At 67.8% G+C, this 17,376-nt stretch carries 18 protein-coding genes; 7 read left to right on the top strand and 11 right to left on the bottom strand.

The features are described from left to right. Nucleotides 1–33 precede the first annotated feature (33 nt). From hslU to lptM, 6 genes are all read right to left on the bottom strand, one after another. Nucleotides 34–1,371 (bottom strand): ATP-dependent protease ATPase subunit HslU, encoded by a 1,338-nt coding sequence (hslU, locus tag KF907_RS04145; protein ID WP_291218480.1) that lies wholly within the window; start codon nucleotides 1,369–1,371, stop codon nucleotides 34–36. Nucleotides 1,372–1,483: 112 nt separating this feature from the next. Next, complete coding sequence (gene hslV, locus KF907_RS04150) at nucleotides 1,484–2,020, bottom strand: ATP-dependent protease subunit HslV (RefSeq protein ID WP_291218482.1); 537 nt, start codon at nucleotides 2,018–2,020, stop codon at nucleotides 1,484–1,486. Between the two features lie 149 nt (nucleotides 2,021–2,169). Further along, nucleotides 2,170–3,069: a tyrosine recombinase XerC gene (locus KF907_RS04155; protein ID WP_291218484.1), complete on the bottom strand. Its 900-nt coding sequence runs from the start codon at nucleotides 3,067–3,069 to the stop codon at nucleotides 2,170–2,172. 11 nt (nucleotides 3,070–3,080) lie between these two features. Continuing rightward, nucleotides 3,081–3,767: a DUF484 family protein gene (locus KF907_RS04160; protein WP_291218486.1), complete on the bottom strand. Its 687-nt coding sequence runs from the start codon at nucleotides 3,765–3,767 to the stop codon at nucleotides 3,081–3,083. After that, a complete protein-coding gene (dapF, locus tag KF907_RS04165; RefSeq protein ID WP_291218488.1) occupies nucleotides 3,760–4,674 on the bottom strand; it encodes a diaminopimelate epimerase in 915 nt (304 codons plus the stop codon). The genes KF907_RS04160 and dapF overlap by 8 nt, the downstream gene beginning before the upstream one ends. An 11-nt stretch (nucleotides 4,675–4,685) precedes the next feature. Beyond that, entirely contained in the window at nucleotides 4,686–4,811 is a 126-nt protein-coding gene (gene lptM / locus KF907_RS04170) for an LPS translocon maturation chaperone LptM (protein ID WP_291218490.1), read from the bottom strand. Nucleotides 4,812–4,922: 111 nt separating this feature from the next. On the opposite strand from lptM, the gene KF907_RS04175 reads away from it, so the two are divergent. Further along, nucleotides 4,923–5,612: a hypothetical protein gene (locus KF907_RS04175; protein ID WP_291218492.1), complete on the top strand. Its 690-nt coding sequence runs from the start codon at nucleotides 4,923–4,925 to the stop codon at nucleotides 5,610–5,612. A 138-nt stretch (nucleotides 5,613–5,750) separates the two neighbouring features. Here KF907_RS04175 and KF907_RS04180 read toward each other — a convergent pair whose 3' ends face one another. After that, the gene (locus tag KF907_RS04180) at nucleotides 5,751–6,245 is read right to left on the bottom strand and encodes a GNAT family N-acetyltransferase (protein WP_291218494.1); all 495 of its coding nucleotides are present in this window, start codon (nucleotides 6,243–6,245) and stop codon (nucleotides 5,751–5,753) included. A gap of 241 nt (nucleotides 6,246–6,486) precedes the next feature. Here KF907_RS04180 and KF907_RS04185 point away from each other — a divergent pair, with 241 nt between their 5' ends. Continuing rightward, on the top strand, nucleotides 6,487–7,968 hold the full coding sequence (locus KF907_RS04185) for a RimK family protein (protein WP_291218497.1): 1,482 nt from the start codon (nucleotides 6,487–6,489) through the stop codon (nucleotides 7,966–7,968). Between the two features lie 99 nt (nucleotides 7,969–8,067). Here the strand turns inward: KF907_RS04185 and KF907_RS04190 are convergent, their stop codons facing one another. Further along, nucleotides 8,068–8,358, bottom strand: a complete 291-nt coding sequence (locus KF907_RS04190) for a hypothetical protein (protein WP_291218499.1) — start codon at nucleotides 8,356–8,358, stop codon at nucleotides 8,068–8,070. Nucleotides 8,359–8,470: 112 nt separating this feature from the next. Between KF907_RS04190 and KF907_RS04195 the strand changes: the two genes are divergently transcribed. The 5 genes from KF907_RS04195 (at nucleotide 8,471) to KF907_RS04215 (ending at nucleotide 13,633) form a co-directional block, all read left to right on the top strand. Further along, the gene (locus KF907_RS04195) at nucleotides 8,471–9,796 is read left to right on the top strand and encodes an FAD-binding oxidoreductase (RefSeq protein WP_291218501.1); all 1,326 of its coding nucleotides are present in this window, start codon (nucleotides 8,471–8,473) and stop codon (nucleotides 9,794–9,796) included. After that, nucleotides 9,793–10,524 (top strand): SDR family NAD(P)-dependent oxidoreductase, encoded by a 732-nt coding sequence (locus tag KF907_RS04200; protein WP_291218503.1) that lies wholly within the window; start codon nucleotides 9,793–9,795, stop codon nucleotides 10,522–10,524. Before KF907_RS04195 ends, KF907_RS04200 begins: the two co-directional genes overlap by 4 nt. Before the next feature lie 78 nt (nucleotides 10,525–10,602). Continuing rightward, on the top strand, nucleotides 10,603–11,259 hold the full coding sequence (locus KF907_RS04205) for a ubiquinone biosynthesis accessory factor UbiJ (RefSeq protein WP_291218506.1): 657 nt from the start codon (nucleotides 10,603–10,605) through the stop codon (nucleotides 11,257–11,259). 8 nt (nucleotides 11,260–11,267) lie between these two features. Continuing rightward, a complete protein-coding gene (gene ubiB, locus KF907_RS04210) occupies nucleotides 11,268–12,917 on the top strand; it encodes a ubiquinone biosynthesis regulatory protein kinase UbiB (protein WP_291220244.1) in 1,650 nt (549 codons plus the stop codon). Nucleotides 12,918–12,919: 2 nt separating this feature from the next. After that, nucleotides 12,920–13,633: a pseudouridine synthase gene (locus KF907_RS04215; RefSeq protein ID WP_291220246.1), complete on the top strand. Its 714-nt coding sequence runs from the start codon at nucleotides 12,920–12,922 to the stop codon at nucleotides 13,631–13,633. 123 nt (nucleotides 13,634–13,756) lie between these two features. Here KF907_RS04215 and KF907_RS04220 read toward each other — a convergent pair whose 3' ends face one another. The 3 genes from KF907_RS04220 to aceK form a co-directional block, all read right to left on the bottom strand. Beyond that, on the bottom strand, nucleotides 13,757–14,314 hold the full coding sequence (locus tag KF907_RS04220) for a pseudouridine synthase (RefSeq protein ID WP_291218509.1): 558 nt from the start codon (nucleotides 14,312–14,314) through the stop codon (nucleotides 13,757–13,759). 58 nt (nucleotides 14,315–14,372) lie between these two features. Further along, nucleotides 14,373–15,284: a class I SAM-dependent methyltransferase gene (locus KF907_RS04225; protein ID WP_291218510.1), complete on the bottom strand. Its 912-nt coding sequence runs from the start codon at nucleotides 15,282–15,284 to the stop codon at nucleotides 14,373–14,375. Between the two features lie 97 nt (nucleotides 15,285–15,381). Beyond that, complete coding sequence (gene aceK, locus KF907_RS04230; RefSeq protein WP_291220248.1) at nucleotides 15,382–17,076, bottom strand: bifunctional isocitrate dehydrogenase kinase/phosphatase; 1,695 nt, start codon at nucleotides 17,074–17,076, stop codon at nucleotides 15,382–15,384. Between the last annotated feature and the right edge of the window lie 300 nt (nucleotides 17,077–17,376).

The following is a 17,376-nucleotide window of genomic DNA, read 5'->3' on the forward strand; positions in this document are numbered from 1 at the left end:
ACCGCCGCGCTGCGTACGCCGGCACGCGCCGTGTCAAAGGATGTAACGCGAAAGGTCCTCGTCCTTGACCAGCGAGGCGAGGTGCGCGTCGACATAGGCCGCGTCGATCGTGAAGCGCTCGCCGGCGTGGTCCGAGGCAGCGAACGAGATCTCGTCGAGGAGGCGTTCGAGCACGGTGTGCAGGCGCCGCGCGCCGATGTTCTCGGTGCGCTCGTTGACCTGGAAGGCGACTTCGGCCAGTCGAGCGATGCCTTCGTCGGTGAACTCGAGATCGACGCCCTCGGTCGCCAGCAATGCGGTGTATTGCTTGGTCAGTGCATGTTGTGGCTCGCCGAGGATGCGACGAAAGTCGTCCGCCGACAGGGCCGACAGTTCGACGCGGATGGGGAAGCGACCCTGCAGTTCCGGAATCAGATCGGACGGCTTGGCCAGCGAGAATGCGCCAGAGGCGATGAACAGGATGTGGTCGGTCTTGATGATGCCGTGCTTGGTCGACACCGAGGAGCCTTCCACCAGCGGCAGCAGGTCGCGCTGCACGCCTTCACGACTGACGCCGGCGCCGCTCCACTCGCCGCGCTGGGCGACCTTGTCGATCTCGTCGATGAAGACGATGCCGTTCTGTTCGCAGTTGCGGATCGCGTGGGCCTTGATCTCCTCGTCATTGATCAGCCTGGCGGCTTCCTCCTCGACGAGGATCGGCCGGGCCCGGGCGATGGTCAGCTTGCGCTTCTGCGAACGCTGGCCCGACAGTGACTGGAACATGTCGCGCAACTGGCTGGTCATCTCCTCCATGCCGGGCGGCGTCATGATCTCGACGCCGAGGTTCATCGCCACCTCGATCTCGATCTCGCGCTCGTCGAGCTTGCCCTCGCGGTATTGCTTGAGGAGCTTTTGGCGGGTGTCACTGTCGCGCGCATCGGCTGTGATCGGCTCGTTGGCGAAACCGACCGTCTGCCGGCGTGGCAGCAGCGCATCGAGGATGCGGTCCTCGGCGCGGTCCTCGGCCTGGGTGCGCACGCGCGCCATGGCCTGCTCGCGCGTCATCTTCACCGCCGCCTCGGCAAGATCGCGCACGATCTGCTCGACATCCTTGCCGACATAGCCGACCTCGGTGAACTTGGTCGCCTCGACCTTGATGAACGGCGCATTCGCCAGTGCGGCGAGGCGACGTGCGATCTCGGTCTTGCCGACGCCGGTCGGACCGATCATCAGGATGTTCTTCGGCGTCACCTCATCGCGCAGCGCCGGATCGAGCTGCATGCGCCGCCAGCGGTTGCGCAGGGCGATGGCGACCGCACGCTTGGCCGCATGCTGGCCGATGATGTAGCGGTCGAGCTCGTGGACGATTTCGCGGGGGGTCATGTCGGACATGGGCAAGCCGTGATTCGTAGTTCGTGATTCGTGGACGCAAGGTGATTGAGTAGGCAATCGGATGACCGGGGCGCCGCGTCGGCGAACGCTAGAACCGATCACGAATCACCGATCAAAGCTCTTCGATCGTCACATTCCGGTTCGTGTAGATGCAGATGTCGCCGGCGATCTTCAGGGCTCGTTCGACCACGCTGCGCGCATCCAGCTCGGTGTTCTCGAGCAGGGCCCGGGCGGCGGCCTGGGCATAGGGGCCGCCCGAGCCGATCGCGATGAGGCCGTTTTCGGGCTCGACGACGTCGCCGTTGCCGGAGATCAGCAGGGACACGTCCTTGTCGGCGACGGCGAGCATGGCTTCAAGGCGACCGAGGCGGCGGTCGGTGCGCCAGTCCTTGGCCATCTCGACGGCGGCACGGGTGAGGTTGCCGCTGAAGCGCTCGAGCTTCTGTTCGAACAGCTCGAACAGGGTGAAGGCGTCGGCCGTGGCCCCGGCGAAGCCGGCGAGCACGTCGCCCTTGGCGCCGAGCCGGCGCAGCTTGCGCGCATTGGCCTTCATGATGGTGTGGCCGAGCGTGACCTGACCGTCGCCGCCGATGACGACGCGGCCGTCACGGCGGACGGAGACGATGGTGGTGGCGTGGAAGCTTTCCATGGGCGGCGCGCGTGGTCGGGCCGGCCGATCTGGGGTTGGCTGCGGCGATTGCAAGCCGCACCGAACCGCAACCCCCGTAGGAGCCCCTTCAGGGGCGATGCTCCTTCTGTACAACCCGCAAAGCAGGAGCATCGCTCCTGAAGGGGCTCCTACCGCGGCTTGCGCTTCGCCCGCGGATGCGCGGCGTCATAGACGCGGGCGAGGTGCTGGAAGTCGAGGTGGGTGTAGATCTGGGTGGTGCCGATGTCGGCGTGGCCGAGCAGTTCCTGCACGGCGCGCAGGTCGCCGGAGGATTCGAGCAGGTGGCTCGCGCAGGAGTGGCGCATGAGGTGCGGATAGACGCGCTTCCACACGCCCTGGTCGCGCGCGCGGCGCTTGAGGCGCGTGCGCACGCCGCTGGTGCTCAACGCCCGACCATGGCGGCCGCGCAGGATGGTGTCCTCGTCGTCGGCATGATCTTGCCGACGCAATGCGTCGAGGGCTTCGAGGGCCAAGCGTCCGACCGGCACGATGCGCGTCTTCGCGCCCTTGCCGGTCACACGCAGCAGGCCGTTGGCCGCATCGAGATCGGACCAGCGCAGGCTGACGATCTCAGACACGCGCAGGCCGCTGGAATAGAGCAGTTCGAGCATCGCGCGGTCGTGCACGGCTTCGGCGTCGTCGGCCGGAAACTCGAGCAGGGCCGACATCTCATCGACATCGAGCACCTGCGGCAGCTTGCGGCGCAGCTTCGGCGTGCGCACGCCGAGTGCCGGATTGACCGCGATGCGTCCTTCGCGGGCGAGATGACGAAAGAAGCTGCGGCAGGTCGACATCAACTGGGCAAGGCTGGCCGCAGCAAGACCTTCTCGGTGCAGGCGCGCGACCCAAGTCTGCAACTGCGCGCCGCGCAGATCTTCCCAGCGAGAGAGGCCGAGCGCCTGCGCATGCGCTTCGAGGCGGACGAGTGAACGTGCGTAGCCCTGCACGGTGTTTGGCGAGTAGCGGCGTTCGATGCGCAGCCAGTCGAGGAAGCGCTCGACGTCGGCTCGCATCGTCACGGCGCCCATGAGCGTGGCGCTCAGCCCTCGCGCGGGTAGCGCGCGACGGCGGTGGAGATGGCCTCGGCGATCAGGCGCAGGAAAACCGTGCCCATGCCCGGATTGAAGCGGTTCGGGTCGAGGCTGCCGATCGCGAGCAGGCCGACATCACCGATTGCCAGCAGCACCGATGAACGCACGTCCGCCGCACGCGCGCCGAACAGGGTGTCGAGCTTGTCCTGCTGCAGACGTCCGCACAGTGGTTCGCCGCGCTTGACGAATTCACCGAAGGCCGGCAGCGCGGCGATGCCACCCGGTTCGACCAGCAACCATTCGGCCGCCGGCAGATCGGGATCGGCGCGGAACAGCACGATGCGTACCAGGTCGGTGTTGAAATCCTCGGTCAGGCTGGCGACCACGCGCGAAACGGTGTCGCCAAGGCTCTTTGCGCGCATCAGCGCCAGGGTCAGCGTGTGCACACGCACCATGAGCTGTTCGTTCTCGTGGGCGATCTCGATCAGCTCGCGCAGGCGCCGGCCGAACTCGGCGTTCTTGTCGCGCAGCACTTCGAGCTGGTAGCTCGCCAGCGACGCCGCCGGGCCTTGCTCGCGCGGCAGCAGCAGGGTGATGGCGAGATCGGGGAACTCCTTGAGGAAATCGGGATGGCGGCGCAGGTAGCTCGCCACCTCCATCGCGGTCAGCCCTTCCTTCACGCTCAACTCAGTCATGCCAGGTTCCCTCGAAGACGAAAGCAGTCGGGCCGGTCATCCACAGCGTGTGGCCGGGACCGTCCCAATGGATGTCGAGTGTGCCGCCGGGCAGTGCGACATGCACGTCGGCATCGACGCGATCGCGCTGGCGCAGGACGGCAACGGCGGCACAGGCGCCGCTGCCGCAGGCCAGGGTCTCGCCAACGCCGCGCTCCCAGACACGCAGGGCGATCGCGTCACGTGCGCGGACCTCGGCGAAGCCGACATTGCAGCCGCGCGGAAAGGCCATGGCCTGTTCGACCAGCGGACCGAGGCTTCCGACGCTCGCGGTGGCAACGTCATCGACCTCGATCAGCGCATGCGGATTACCCATCGAGACCGCGCCAATCTCGATGTGCTGGCCGGCGACATCGATCAGGTAGCGAGTCGGGTGCGGGTCATGCGGCCCGGATCCGCTTCCGTCCCGCGTACCGCCACCCTGATCGTGTGAAGCAAAGGATGCGCTGTGGCCGATGGCCGCCCGTTCGTCCAGTGGTACATCCTTCGGCGCGAAGCGCGGCTCGCCCATGTCCACGCGCACGCGGCCGTCGTCGAGCAGTTCCACCAGCACCGCACCCGATGGACTCTGCAGGCGCGTCGCCCCAGGGCCGAGCAGGCCGGCGCGGCCCAGCCAGGCAGCGATGCAGCGCACGCCGTTGCCGCACTGCCCCGAACGAGAACCATCGGTGTTCCAGATGCCATAGGCCCAGGCGCTGATACCGTCGGTGGCCGGCTCGATGCTCAGCAATTGGTCGAAGCCGACGCCGAAATGGCGGTCGCCGAGGCGGCGGATCGCGGCGGCATCGAGCGGCAGTGGCGCCGCGCGGCAGTCGACGATGACGAAATCGTTGCCCGCGCCATGCATCTTGGTGAAGGCGAGGCTCATTCGAGCATGCCTCAACCAGCCGCGGTCGTTGCGGCGCGCGGCGTGTCCGGTTGCGGTTTGACGAGGTCGCCCTTGTTGCCGCAGGCGGCGAGCAGCGCGAGCAGGATGAGGGCGAAGGGTCGGAGCGATCGACGCATGGTGGCGTGGGGTGGTTGGCAGCGCGCCAGAGTATAGCCTCCGTGCAATCGCGGTCGTGGCGCATCGCGTGGCGACGGCGCGTCGCGAACCGGCAGCCCGCCCCAGGCGGTATGCTCGAGCACATGCCGATCACGCCGATCCTCATCGCCCTCTACGTCTTCGCCGGACTGAGCCTCATGTTCGCGCTGGCCAACCTGTTCGGCGCGCGCCGACGCTGGCGGGCGCGGCGACGCTTCGCCGCCTGCCACAGCAGCTTGTGGGGCCTCGTTTTCACGTTGGTCGCCGTGCTCGCGGCGGTGTCGGCGACGGCCCTGCTCGGCTACCGCCGTCTCGCCGCGGAAACCGAGGTCGCCACCCTCGCAACCCGCCAGCTCGCCGAGCGACGCTACGAGGTGCGCATCGAATACCCGGACGGCACGCGCCGCAGCGTGGAACTCGCTGGCGACCAGTGGCAGCTCGACGCGCGCGTCATCAAGTGGCGACCGGCTGCGGTCGTGCTTGGCGCGCCGGCGCTGTATCGCCTGGATCGCCTCAGCGGTCGCGTCGCCGATGCCCGGCAGGCGGCCGATGCCGCACCGAGCCTGGTCGCGCTCGGCGGCGACAACCCGCTCGACCCGCTCGATCTCAAGCGCCTGTTCCCGCGCTGGACCGGCTGGATCGACGCCGACTACGGCAGCGCGGCCTATCTGCCGCTGGTCGACGGCGGCCGCTATCGCGTCAGCCTCGCCGCCGCCGGCGGCCTCGTGGCGCGCCCCGCCGATGCGGCCACCGAACAGAAACTGCGCGCGGCGGGTTGGTGACGGCGGCGCGGATTCGGGTATCGAATCGCCCGCGCAACCGGCGTCGCACCGCATCAGGGCGCATGTCTTGATGTCGAAGCCGCGAACGGGCGGCTTCCACCGCGCCCGGCCTCGATCGGGCCTGGGCGAAAGGACACCTCAGCGCATCGACGTCACGGCTCGATCGCCGATCGCTTTCTCGTAACGCAACGCATCCTCGCCGTCCTCGTAGTAGCCGGCGCGGCGGCCGATGCGACGGAAGCCGCGGCGTTCGTAGAGGCGTTGCGCGGCGCGGTTGTCCTCACGCACCTCCAGGCGCAGACGTCGACGGCCGGCGGCACCGGCGGCGCGTTCGACCGCTGCGACCAGTCGATCGCCGATACCGCGTCCGCGGGCATCCTCTGCCGTGGCCAGCGAATACAGGCGGGCGATGTCGTGCGCGGCATGCGTGAAGACGAGCGCCACACCGAGCAGTCGCTCACCCTCGACGGCAACGATCGCGATCGCACGCGGACTGGCAACATGCCGACGCCATTGGCGCGCGCTCATGCGATCGCCGGCGAAGCTCGCCTGTTCGAGGGCGACGAGCGCTTCGAGGTCGCCCGCACGGGCGCGACGCAGACGGGGGAACGAGCGGGTTCGCTGCGTTGGCATGTACGGATCCGGGGGCGGGAACCGGCGATTATCCGCGCATCGGCGCGCGCACGGAGGGCCCGCCGCGCAGGCGCTCTGAACGGCCGGAAAACGGTCGCGCATCCGCTGCGGCCATCACTGCCGGCCACACGGGCGCTGTGGCACACTCGCGCCGCGCCGCGGACCGGTCGTTCCGGAGTTTCGTCCGCGGCGGGGTTCCATGCGCGGACTTCCGCGTTTCCCTGACCGGTTTTCCGCGCGCATGAGCCGCCTCGTCATCGTCGTCGAAAAAGCCTCCGACTGGGGCTCGTACTATCCGTCCGACAACGTCGTCACCGCGCAGGACTACCTGCGCCAGCCGCTCGGCGACGACGACGAACGGACCCATGTCATCAACCTCTGCCGCAGCTACAAGTACCTCGGCACCGGCTACTACGTGTCGCTGCTCGCCGAGGCGCGTGGACACAAGGTGATTCCGTCGGTGCGCACGATCAACGACCTGCGCCGGCGCTCGCTGTACGGCCTCGACATCGACGATCTCAACAGCCAGCTTGGCCGTTTCCTGCCGGCCGGCGGCCGCGACACCACTGACTTCGGCATCCTCGTCTATTTTGGCCAGACCTCCTATCCGGCACTGGAGGACCTGGCCCGCCAGGTGTTCGAAACCTTCCCGTGTCCGATCCTGCGCATCGAGTTCGAGCGCGATCGCGTCTGGCAGATTGGCGCGATCAAGCCGGCCGGCCTGCACACGCTGTCCGATGAGCAGGAAGACGCTTTCGCCAAGACCCTCGATGCGTTCTCGAAGAAGCTCTGGCGCAAGCCTCGCGCACGTCGCAAGTTCCGCTTCGATCTGGCCATGCTGGTCGACCCGGCCGAGGCAATGCCACCTTCGAACAAGCGTGCGCTCAAGCATTTCGTCGAAGCTGGCGCCGAGCTCGGCATCGAGGTCGACACGCTCGGCCGCAACGACTACCAGCGCCTCGCCGAGTACGACGGCCTGTTCATCCGAGAGACCACCGCGCTCGACAACCACACCTACCGCTTCGCCAACAAGGCGGAGAAGGAAGACATGGTCGTCATCGACGATCCGGGCTCGATCCTGAAATGCACGAACAAGATTTACCTGCACGACCTCATGCTGTCGCGCAAGTTGCCGATGCCGCGCACCGAGATCCTCTATCGCGACGACGCGCGCAAGCTCGACGAGAGCGTGGCCCGCCTTGGCTTCCCGATGGTGCTGAAGATCCCGGATGGTTCATTCTCGCGTGGCATCGTCAAGGTAGAGGACGCGAGCAGGCTGCGCGAGGCAGCCGATGCGCTGTTCCAGCACACGGCGCTGGTGCTCGCCCAGGAGTTCATGTTCACCGAGTTCGACTGGCGCATCGGCATCCTCAACCGCGAGCCGCTGTACGCCTGCAAGTACTACATGTCGCGCGGCCATTGGCAGATCTACAACCATGGTGCCAAGGGCCCGGCGAAGTCGGGCGGTTTCGAGACCCTGCCGGTGCGCGAGGCGCCGGCCGACGTGGTCAAGCTTGCACTGAAGGCGACCGCCGCGATCGGCGTCGGCCTGTACGGAGTCGACATCAAGAAGGCCGGAGAGCGCGTCGCCCTGATCGAGGTCAACGACAACCCGTCGATCGACGCCGGCGTCGAGGACGCCTACCTCGGCGAGGATCTGTACCGACGCATCATGGCCGAGTTCCTTCGCCGCATGGAGCGCAAGCGGCTGGGGATGCCCTGATCCGCGCACCACGAATGTTTCGTGCCAGCGCGCGTTAGCGCACACGCCGCGGCCGGGTTCGCACACGGGCAGCCGGGCCGATCGGTGATCGAGCGGTGGTCAGGCGGCACGCACTCGCGCACGCCGCCGCAGCGCGGCCAACCAGCGGTGGCGCGTCAGCCAGGCCATGTCGAGCAGCGGGGCGGCGCACAGCCAGAACGGCAGGGTTGCGCCGAGCAGGCCACCGCCGCGCAGGCCAGGTACGAACAACACGCCCAGGGTACCGAGCACGGCCCAGGACACGAGCCAGGGCGGCACGCGGCCGGGCGGGGCCGCGGCCGGGCGCTGGGCGCTGCGGCGCGCGCGGGTTGACGGCGATACATCGGCAAGACTGAACGGGGCAAGCAGCATGCGGGGGTCCTCCGGTTTCGCGCGAGCCTCGCAGCCGGCGTTCTCACCGGCTGAGAAGCCACCGTTGGGCCTCATGCGATACTCCCGCTGTGAAAGCCCCCGCATCAATGCCATGAGCGCCCCGCGCGGATTTGCCCTTGCCGAACGCGAGCTGCGCAGCTTCGATCGCGCCGTGTCGATACGCTGCACGGTGCAGCAACCGGACCGCTATCGCGCAATCGAGGCGCTGCCGACCGATGCGCCGCGCATCAGTCGCGGCGGTGGCGTGTCCTATGTCGGCGCAAGCTTCGGCGCCGGCATCATCAGCCAGGATCTCGGCGCCTTCGACCGCTTGCTCGCCTTCGATGACACGCGCGGCCTGCTTACCGTCGAGGCCGGCGCGCGCATCGGCGATGTTGTGCGCTTCGCGTTGTCGCGCGGCTGGCTCGTGCCGGTGGTGCCGGGCCATGCGCGGGCGACGATCGGTGGCTGCATCGCCGCCGACGTGCACGGCAAGAATCCGGCACGCGACGGCACCTTCCGCGACCACGTCGTTGCCCTCGAACTGTTCGACCCGCGCGAAGGCTGGCTCGGCGCGAGTGCGCACGAGCACGGCGATCGCTTTGCCGCCTGCTTCGCCGGTTTCGGCATCCCAGGCCTGATCGGCAACGCGACGCTGCGTCTTGTGCGCGCGCCCAACGCCTACGTCGTGCGGCGCCTGCCAGTGGCCAACCTGGTCGAGGCCGCCGAGGTTCTGCAGGCACATGCTGGCGCCCCCTTGCTGTATGGCTGGCACGATGGGCGCGCGAACCAGTTCGGCCGTGGCGTGATCCGCTTCGGACTCGAAGCACAGGAGGGGTTGCGTTCCACGCCGGCCGCCGATCTGCCGGCCGCGATCGAACCCTGGCGCCTGCGCGCATGGAATGCCGCCGGCATCACGGTGCTGAACAGCTGGATCCGGCACCGCTGGTGCCGGCCCGGCAGTTCAAGCGTCGATGTCCTTTCCGCGTTGTTCCCGCTCAACGGTGCGCGCGCCTACTACGCGGGCTTCGGCAAGGCCGGTTTTGTCGAGGCGCAATGGCTGATCCCACACGCACGCCATGCCGATTTCGCCGCTGCACTGTCCGATCATGTCGCGCGCACGCGGCCGCGCATCAGCCTGATCGCCAGCAAGCTGTTCGACGGCGAGGCCAAGGGTTTTTCGTTCAACGGTCGCGGCATCGCCTATGCGATCCAGTGCCCGTCACCGCGCGTGCCGGCACAGCGTGCATTTCTCGATGCGCTGGCGGATCTGGCGCTGACCCACGGTGGCCGGCCGAACCTGATCAAGGATTCAACGCTCGACGCAGCGGTCGTGCGTCGCGCCTGGCCGGATTTCGCGGGACGCCGCGCCGACCTGCGCGCATTCGATTCGTGCGGACTGCAGCAATCCGAACTGACGCGGAGGCTGGAACTGTGACTGCGATCGTGGTCGGCGCCTCGAGCGGACTCGGCCGCGCGCTGGCGGTCGAACTCGCGCGCGCCGGTCGCCCGCTGCTGCTGATCGCCTCCGATGCACGCGATCTCGATGCACTGGCCGCCGATCTGGTGTTGCGCCATGGCGGCGAGGTCGGCACGCTGGCGATCGACCTCGCTGCGGAGCCCAATCCTGGTGGGCGCATCCTCGAAGCACTCATTGGCCTGCCGCCACCGACGGCGCTCCTGCTGGTCGCCGGCCAGTCCCGCGGCGACGACGACGGTACCCTCGGCGCGGGTGCGATCGGCCAGTTGCTCGCGATCAACCTGCATGCGCCGCTGGCGATCGCGCATGCACTGTTGCCGCGCCTGATCGAAACGCGCGGCACCATCGTCGGCTTCGGCAGTATCGCCGCCGTGCGTGGGCGCCGCCGCAACATCGTCTATGCCGCCGCCAAGCGTGGTCTGGAAAGCTTCTTCGAGAGCCTGCGCCAGCGTCATGCGCCTGGCGAACTGCGCGTGCAGTTCCATCGCCTCGGCTTCGTGCGCAGCAACCTGACCTACGGCATGAAGCTGCCGCTGCCGGCGGCCGATCCGGCCGAGGTCGCGCAGCACGTCGTCGCCGCCCTTGGCCGCGCCTCGTTCGCCCGTTACGAGCCGCGCCACTGGTCCCTGGTCGCCCTCATCCTGCGCCACTTGCCATGGTTCGTGTTCCGGCGCATGAAGGATTGAACGCAACCACTATCGTTCGTCGGGATTGCACCCGACGTGATGCGTCGAACATCCCCTGCGCCGGCTAGAATACGCGGCATGCAAACCTCGACCGAGCCCGGCGCGCGCGCGCCGAATCCGATCCTCGCCGTGTTCGGGCGCGCGCTCGAAAACGCGCTCAACCATGGGCTCGACCTCGACCCCGACACGCAGGCGGCCCTGCATGGCCTCGATGGTCGCGCGGTCACGCTGACCTTCGCAGGCACGGGCCTGGCCATGCGCGTGACCGTCGATGGCCGCCAGTTGCGGGTCGGCCCGGCGTTTGGCGCTACCAGCGATCTTTCCATCACGGCGACGCCGGGACGCCTGCTCGGCATGGCGATCGCGCGCCTGCGTGGCGACGAGGACATCGCCCTGCCGGGGCGCATCGAGATCGCCGGCGATGCCGAACTCGCGCGTCGCCTCGAACGCCTCGCCTCGCGCTTCGCCCCCGATTTCGACGAGGTATTTTCGCGCGTGTTCGGCGACGTCGCCGGTTTCCAGATCGCGCGCGCGTTGCGTCGCGGTCTCGCCTTCGCACGCACTGCCGGCCAGGGCTTCCTGCGCGATGCCGCCGACTGGCTGGTAGAGGAGCGCGGCGATGTCGTCGCGCGCGCCGAGCTCGAGGGTTTCCTCGACCAAGTCGATGACCTGCGCGAGCGTGGCGATCGTCTCGAAGCGCGTGTGCGCCGCCTCGCCGGGCAGCGCGGCACATGAGTTCGACCCTGCGCCTGTTGCCGCGCCTGGTGCGCATCCTTGCGGTGACCGTGTGCTATCGCCTCGATGACGTCATCGACGATGCGCGGCGTGTGCGCGTGCTGCGCTGGATGCGCCGGCTCGTGCCGGCCAAGGCCGGCGTCGGCGAACTGCCACGCGGTCGTCGCCTCGTGCTCGCGTTGACCGAGCTTGGCCCGATCTTCGTCAAGTTCGGCCAGATCCTGTCCACGCGCCGCGACCTGCTGCCGGCCGACATCGCCGACGAACTGACCCAGTTGCAGGATCGCGTAGCGCCGTTCCCCGGTGCACGGGCACGCGCGGCCATCGAGGCGGCGCTCGCTGCCCCGATCGACACACGCTATGCCGCGTTCGAGGAGGAACCGCTGGCCTCGGCCTCGATCGCGCAGGTGCACGCCGCGCGCCTCCCTGATGGAAGGGAGGTCGTGGTCAAGGTGCTGCGTCCGGACATCCGCATGCGCATCGCCCGCGACGTCGACCTGTTGCGCGCGCTCGGCGAGCTCGCCGCGCGCACCCATCCGAATGCGGACAAGATCCGGCCGCTCGACGTGGTCGCCGAGATCGAATCGACCCTGTTCAACGAACTCGACCTGCAACGCGAAGGCGCCAACGCAAGCCTGCTGCGGCGTAATTTCCTCGGCTCCGCCGACCTGTACGTACCCGAGGTGGTCTGGTCGCACACGAATGCCGGCGTGCTCACCCTCGAACGTGTCCACGGCATCCCGGTCGACGACCTCGCCGCGCTGGATGCCGCCGGCATCGATCGCGTGAAGCTCGCCGAGAAGGGCGTGCGCCTGTTCTACACACAGGTGTTCCGCGACAACTTCTTCCATGCCGACGCGCACGCCGGCAACATCTGGGTCGATCCGACTCGCCGCGACGACCCGCGATTCATCGCTCTTGACTTCGGCATCATGGGCTCGCTGCCCGAGCAGGATCTGTACTGGCTGGCCGAGAACTTCCTCGCCCTGTTCGGGCGCGACTACCGGCGCATCGCCGAGCTGCATCTGCGTGCCGGCTGGATGCCCGGCCACGTGCGCGGCGACGAGCTTGAAGCGGCCGTGCGCGCGGTCTGCGAGCCTTATTTCACCCGCCCGCTGAGCGAGATCTCGCTGGCCGAAGTGGTGGTCAAGCTGTTCCAGACCGCGCGCCGCTACGAGCTGACCCTGCAGCCGCAACTGATTCTGCTGCAGAAGACCCTGCTCAACATCGAAGGCGTCGGTCGCCTCCTGCACCCGCAGATCGACATCTGGGCGGTGGCGCGGCCCGTGCTGGAACGGATCTGGTGGCAGCGGCGTGGGCCGAAGGCCGTGTTGAAGAGCCTGCGCCGTCGCCTGCCGGAATGGCTTGCCCTCGCGCCGGAGTTCCCGCAGCGCGTATACGATTTTCTCGATCAGCAGACACGTGGCGAAAGCCGCTTTCACATCCGCTCGGCCGAACTCGAACAGCTCGCCACGCGCTCGCGCATCGGCCAGCGCATTGCCGTGTTGCTGACATTTGCGGCGAGCAGCGCACTCGGCGCGGTTGCTCTGCAGTTGTTCGACACGCAAGGCGCGCGGCCCGGTGGTGTGTCCGTCTGGGCGCTCGGCGCGGCACTGGCAGCCGCCGCCGCCTTCGTCGGCGCCTGGCGCGCGCGCTGAGTCTGCGCGTGCGCATCCTGCATCTCGATGACGCGCTGGTCGTCGTCGCCAAGCCGGCCGGCATGCCGGTGCATCGCAGCCGTCTGGTCAACGACGACGAGGTCTATCTGATCGATGCCGTGCGTGCCGCCGTGCCGGGGCCGCTGCACCTGATCCACCGCCTCGACCGTGCGACCAGCGGCGTGCTGCTGATCGGTCGCGGCAGCGAGGTCGCGGCGATGCTCGGTCGGCAGTTCATGGCGCGCGACGTGGCCAAGACCTATCTCGCCGTCTGCCGCGGCTGGCCCGACGAGGAAGGCGTGATCGATTCCGCGCTGCCCGGCGTGCGTGAGCACAGCGAGCGCAAACCCGCGCTGACACGCTGGCGCCGGCTTGCCACGATCGAGGTGCCGATTGCGGTCGGGCGCTATCCCCAGCAGCGCTACGCGTTGGTTGAGGTCGATCCGGAAACCGGCCGATACCGCCAGATCCGTCGCCACTTCTCGCACATCCGCCACCCGCTGATCGGCGACACCAGCCACGGGCGTACCGAGCACAACCGATTGTTCAAGCAGTATTTCGGCGTGCACCGCCTGCTGCTGCATGCGTGGAAGCTTGCCTTCACGCACCCACTCGACGGGTGTCGCCTGTGCGTCGAGGCGCCGCTCGACGAAGCCTTCGCCGGGTTGCTTGCGAGATTCGGGTGGGTGCTGCCGGCGCCTCGAGAACCGCTGTAGGAAACGGCTTTAGCCGTGATGTTCTTTCTTTGCCGTGTTGTACGGCCAAGGCCTCACGGCTAAAGCCGTTTCCTACGATCGTTTCCTACGATCGTTTCCCGTGGTCGTTTCCCGCGGCCGTTGCTATGGCTTCCCTGCACGATCGTGCACGGCGACCTGCTGCTCTCCCGGCGCAAGGTCGCCAAGCTCATGCTCACCGACGCGAATGCGCACGAGGCGCAAGGTCGGTAGGCCGACGGCGGCGGTCATGCGGCGCACCTGGCGGTTGCGGCCTTCGCTGATCGTCAACTCGAGCCAGGCAGTCGGGATGTGCCTGCGGAAGCGCACGGGTGGATCGCGTGGCCAAAGCCAGTCCGGTTCGCCATCGAGTGTGCGCACGCGCGCGGGACGGGTCGGCCCGTCGTTGAGCACCACACCGCGACGCAGCGCGTCGAGCGCGGCCTCGGATGGCTTGCCTTCGACCTGCACGAGATAGGTCTTTTCCTGCTTGTGGCGCGGATCGGTGAGGCGATGCGCGAGCGCGCCATCGTCGGTCAGCAACAGCAGGCCTTCGGTATCGCGGTCGAGGCGACCGGCGGCATAGACACCCTTGCGCCGGATGAAGTCGGCGAGCGTCGGCCGGCCTTCGCTATCGGTGAACTGGCAGAGCACGCCATACGGCTTGTTGAAAAGGATCAACATCGATGGCCGAGGCGGGAGGCGTTCCCCGTCGATTGCGGCGACGGGGAACGCGGTGTTGTCACTTCTTCTCGCCGGCAATGCCGCTGTCGTTGCTCTGGCGGAAGATCTGGTCTCCGGCCGGCTTGACGAATCTGAGCGTCATGCGGTCCGACTCACCGATGGCGAGGTACTTGTCGCGGTCGACGTCCTTGAGCGCGAGTGACGGCGGCAGCGTCCACACGCCCTTCTCATGGTCCTTGGTGTCCTTTGGATTGGCATTGATCTCGCTCTGCTCGACCAGGTTGAAGCCAGCATCGGTAGCCAGCTTGATCACATGGTCGGTCGGCAGGTAGCCGGAATCCTTCACGGATTCGAGATCCTTGCCATCCGCAGCGCGATGCTCGACCACGCCGAGCACGCCGCCCGGCTTGAGCACGTTGAAGAAGGCTTTGAACATGCCCTCCGCGCTGTCGTTGCCGATCCAGTTGTGCACGTTGCGGAAGGTCACGACGACGTCGGCGGCACCCTCCATGCCGAGGTCCGGTGCCTTCGGGTCGAACTCGGCGAACTTCGCCGCACCGAACTGCGCCGGAGCGGCGGCGAACTTCTCGCGCAGGCGTTCGTTGCTGCGCTTGGCGTAGTCGCTGGAGCTGTCGAGCGGGATCGCGGCGACGTAGTTGCCGTTGTCCTTCAGCATCGGTGCGAGGATCTCCGCATACCAGCCGCCACCCGGGGTGATCTCGACGACGGTCTTGCCGTCGGTCACGCCGAAGAACTCGAGCGTTTCCTTCGGATGACGATGGGCATCACGCGCACGGTTTTCGGCGGAACGCCACTCGCCGGCGATCGCGGCATCGAGGCGGCTCTGCGCGGCCGCAACCGGCGGCGTGGTCGTGGCCGGCTGGTCGGAAGCGGCGGGAGCCTGGGGTGGCGCGGATCCGCCGCAACCGGCGAGGGCGAAGAGGGTGGCAAAGGCGAGCAGGCGTTTCATCGGGGGAACTCCATCGGGAAGTCAGCACGCGAGCGTAGAAGTCCCCGCCGCGCGGGTCAAATCGGCCAGCCCAAGGAATGCGATGCGCGGCGATTCCTCAGTCGCGCCCCAGCCGCGCCGACTGCGGATACGGCGGGATGTCGTTGTAGTCACCGTTGGCCAGCCGCTGCTGTACCTCGCGCCACCAGGCGGCGTCGAAGATCTCGCCGTGGCGCTCGACCAGCGCGTCGCGCAGGGCCTTGGGTACGCCGAGGAAGCGCACGAACAGCTCAGGGAAGACATCACCTTCACGGACGGTCAGCCATTCCTCGAGCGGGCGCGTCTCGTCCTCGTCGCGTGCCGGTGGCACCTGGCGGAAATTGCACGCCTCGAGCAGGCAGATCTCGTCGTAGTCGTAGAAGATCGCGCGCCCGCCCTTGGTGATGCCGAAGTTCTTCAGCAGCAGGTCGCCCGGGAAGATGTTGCTGCGCGCGAGATCCTTGATCGCCTGACCATAGTCGAGCATCGCGCGTTTCGCGTCGTCGGGCGCAGCCTCGCGCACGTACAGGTTCATCGGCCGCAGGCGTCGCTCGACGTAGCAATGGCGCACCAGCACCTCGTCGCCGTCGGCAACCACCGTCTCCGCGCAGCCGGCCAGCAGTTCGTCGAGCATGCCCGGTTCGAATTGCGCGCGGCGGAAGCGCAGGTCGCGGAATTCCTGCGCATCGACGAGCCGCCCGATGCGGTCGTAGCGGAACACCAGCCGGTACTTCTCCTCGACACCGCGCCGCGCGATGTCCTTCGGGTAGGCGAACTGGTCGCGGATCACCTTGAACACGAGCGGATAGCCGACCGGCGTGAACACCGCCATGACCATGCCACGCTCGCCGTCGGCGCGCACCAGGCGCTCCTCGGGATGGTGCGCGAGATGGCGGAACAGGTGACGATAGCGCTCGGTCTTGCCCTGCTTGGCGCGGCCGAGCACGGTGTAGATCTCCTCGATCGGCTTGTGCGGCATCAGGGCATGCAGGAACGCGACCGCGTCGGCGATCGTGGCAAGGTCGACATGGAAATAGCTGCGCGTGAATCCGAACAGGCGCGAGACCGTATCGAGGTCGGTCATGACCGCATCGGCGTGCACGCCGTCGGCTTCGCTGACGAAGGCGATGACCAGCGGCGCAACGCCGCCATCGCCGACGATGCGCCCGACCAGATAGGCGCGCCGCTCACGGAAGAACGTCGCCGGCAGCAGTTCCAGCGCATCCACGTGCATGCCGGAGCGCGTGGTGATCGCGGTGGCGATCGCACACGCGTCGGCGTCGGCATCGGCATGGCCGTTGGCGAACGGAAACGTATCGAGCACGCGCGCACATGCGGCCTGCAGACCATCGCCGGTCTCGAAACGATGCAGGTTGGCCGGTGTGGCCACGCCGCTGGTCGGCTCCACGTCGAGGTCGACAAACTCCAGTTCGGGTTCGACACCGGTGGTGTGGAAGTGCCGGCGCGAGAGCGAATTGAAGAAGGTCTTCGGCAGCTCGCGGTCAAGCAGTGGCTCGATCAGCGTGGCCAGGGCCAGGCGCATCGACGCCCACATTGCGCGCGAACGCATGCGTTCCTCGAGCAGCAGCTCGAGCCGACCCAGCGTCTCGCGTACGCAGACGTCGTAAAGGTCGATACGTGCCGCCGCATCGACGCGCACATACTTCCAGTCGCGTCGCTCGAAGCGCCGCCGCGCACGCCGCGTGATGTCGGCATAGCGCGCGTTGTAGTCGAGGAAGGCATCGAGAACCAATGCCGCCGCGCGTTCGTGCATCGGCGCGCTGCGTGCCGATGGGAGATGTTCAGCCACGCCGCCTCCGCTGGTCCTGCGCAGGCGATCATACGCCGTCCCGCCACTCCGGAATCGGGGGCTCGGATCACCTCGGGACATCGCCGCAGCAACCGGCCACCGGCGCTGCGCGAGGACGTCTTCCAGCGGTTGCGACCGTCTGGGGATGCTTTGATCAATCCCGCAATGATGTCGCCCCGCCATTGGGAATCAAAAGCTTGGGACCGTCCTGTGCGGGTGCAGCCCGGCGTTGCGCCGGCTCGACAGACGGCCAGTCCGGCTTCG

Source organism: Dokdonella sp. (assembly GCF_019634775.1).
Classification (GTDB): Bacteria; Pseudomonadota; Gammaproteobacteria; order Xanthomonadales; family Rhodanobacteraceae; genus Dokdonella.

Excerpts from the sequence above, each read along its gene's own strand:
- KF907_RS04185 (WP_291218497.1), top strand. The coding sequence starts at position 6,487 with ATGAGCCGCCTCGTCATCGTCGTCGAAAAAGCCTCCGACTGGGGCTCG.
- hslV (WP_291218482.1), bottom strand. The coding sequence starts at position 2,020 with ATGGAAAGCTTCCACGCCACCACCATCGTCTCCGTCCGCCGTGACGGC.
- KF907_RS04160 (WP_291218486.1), bottom strand. The coding sequence starts at position 3,767 with ATGACTGAGTTGAGCGTGAAGGAAGGGCTGACCGCGATGGAGGTGGCG.
- KF907_RS04205 (WP_291218506.1), top strand. The coding sequence starts at position 10,603 with ATGCAAACCTCGACCGAGCCCGGCGCGCGCGCGCCGAATCCGATCCTC.
- KF907_RS04180 (WP_291218494.1), bottom strand. The coding sequence starts at position 6,245 with ATGCCAACGCAGCGAACCCGCTCGTTCCCCCGTCTGCGTCGCGCCCGT.
- hslU (WP_291218480.1), bottom strand. The coding sequence starts at position 1,371 with ATGTCCGACATGACCCCCCGCGAAATCGTCCACGAGCTCGACCGCTAC.
- aceK (WP_291220248.1), bottom strand. The coding sequence starts at position 17,076 with ATGCACGAACGCGCGGCGGCATTGGTTCTCGATGCCTTCCTCGACTAC.
- KF907_RS04195 (WP_291218501.1), top strand. The coding sequence starts at position 8,471 with ATGAGCGCCCCGCGCGGATTTGCCCTTGCCGAACGCGAGCTGCGCAGC.
- KF907_RS04190 (WP_291218499.1), bottom strand. The coding sequence starts at position 8,358 with ATGCTGCTTGCCCCGTTCAGTCTTGCCGATGTATCGCCGTCAACCCGC.
- KF907_RS04175 (WP_291218492.1), top strand. The coding sequence starts at position 4,923 with ATGCTCGAGCACATGCCGATCACGCCGATCCTCATCGCCCTCTACGTC.
- KF907_RS04155 (WP_291218484.1), bottom strand. The coding sequence starts at position 3,069 with ATGGGCGCCGTGACGATGCGAGCCGACGTCGAGCGCTTCCTCGACTGG.
- lptM (WP_291218490.1), bottom strand. The coding sequence starts at position 4,811 with ATGCGTCGATCGCTCCGACCCTTCGCCCTCATCCTGCTCGCGCTGCTC.
- dapF (WP_291218488.1), bottom strand. The coding sequence starts at position 4,674 with ATGAGCCTCGCCTTCACCAAGATGCATGGCGCGGGCAACGATTTCGTC.
- KF907_RS04220 (WP_291218509.1), bottom strand. The coding sequence starts at position 14,314 with ATGTTGATCCTTTTCAACAAGCCGTATGGCGTGCTCTGCCAGTTCACC.
- KF907_RS04225 (WP_291218510.1), bottom strand. The coding sequence starts at position 15,284 with ATGAAACGCCTGCTCGCCTTTGCCACCCTCTTCGCCCTCGCCGGTTGC.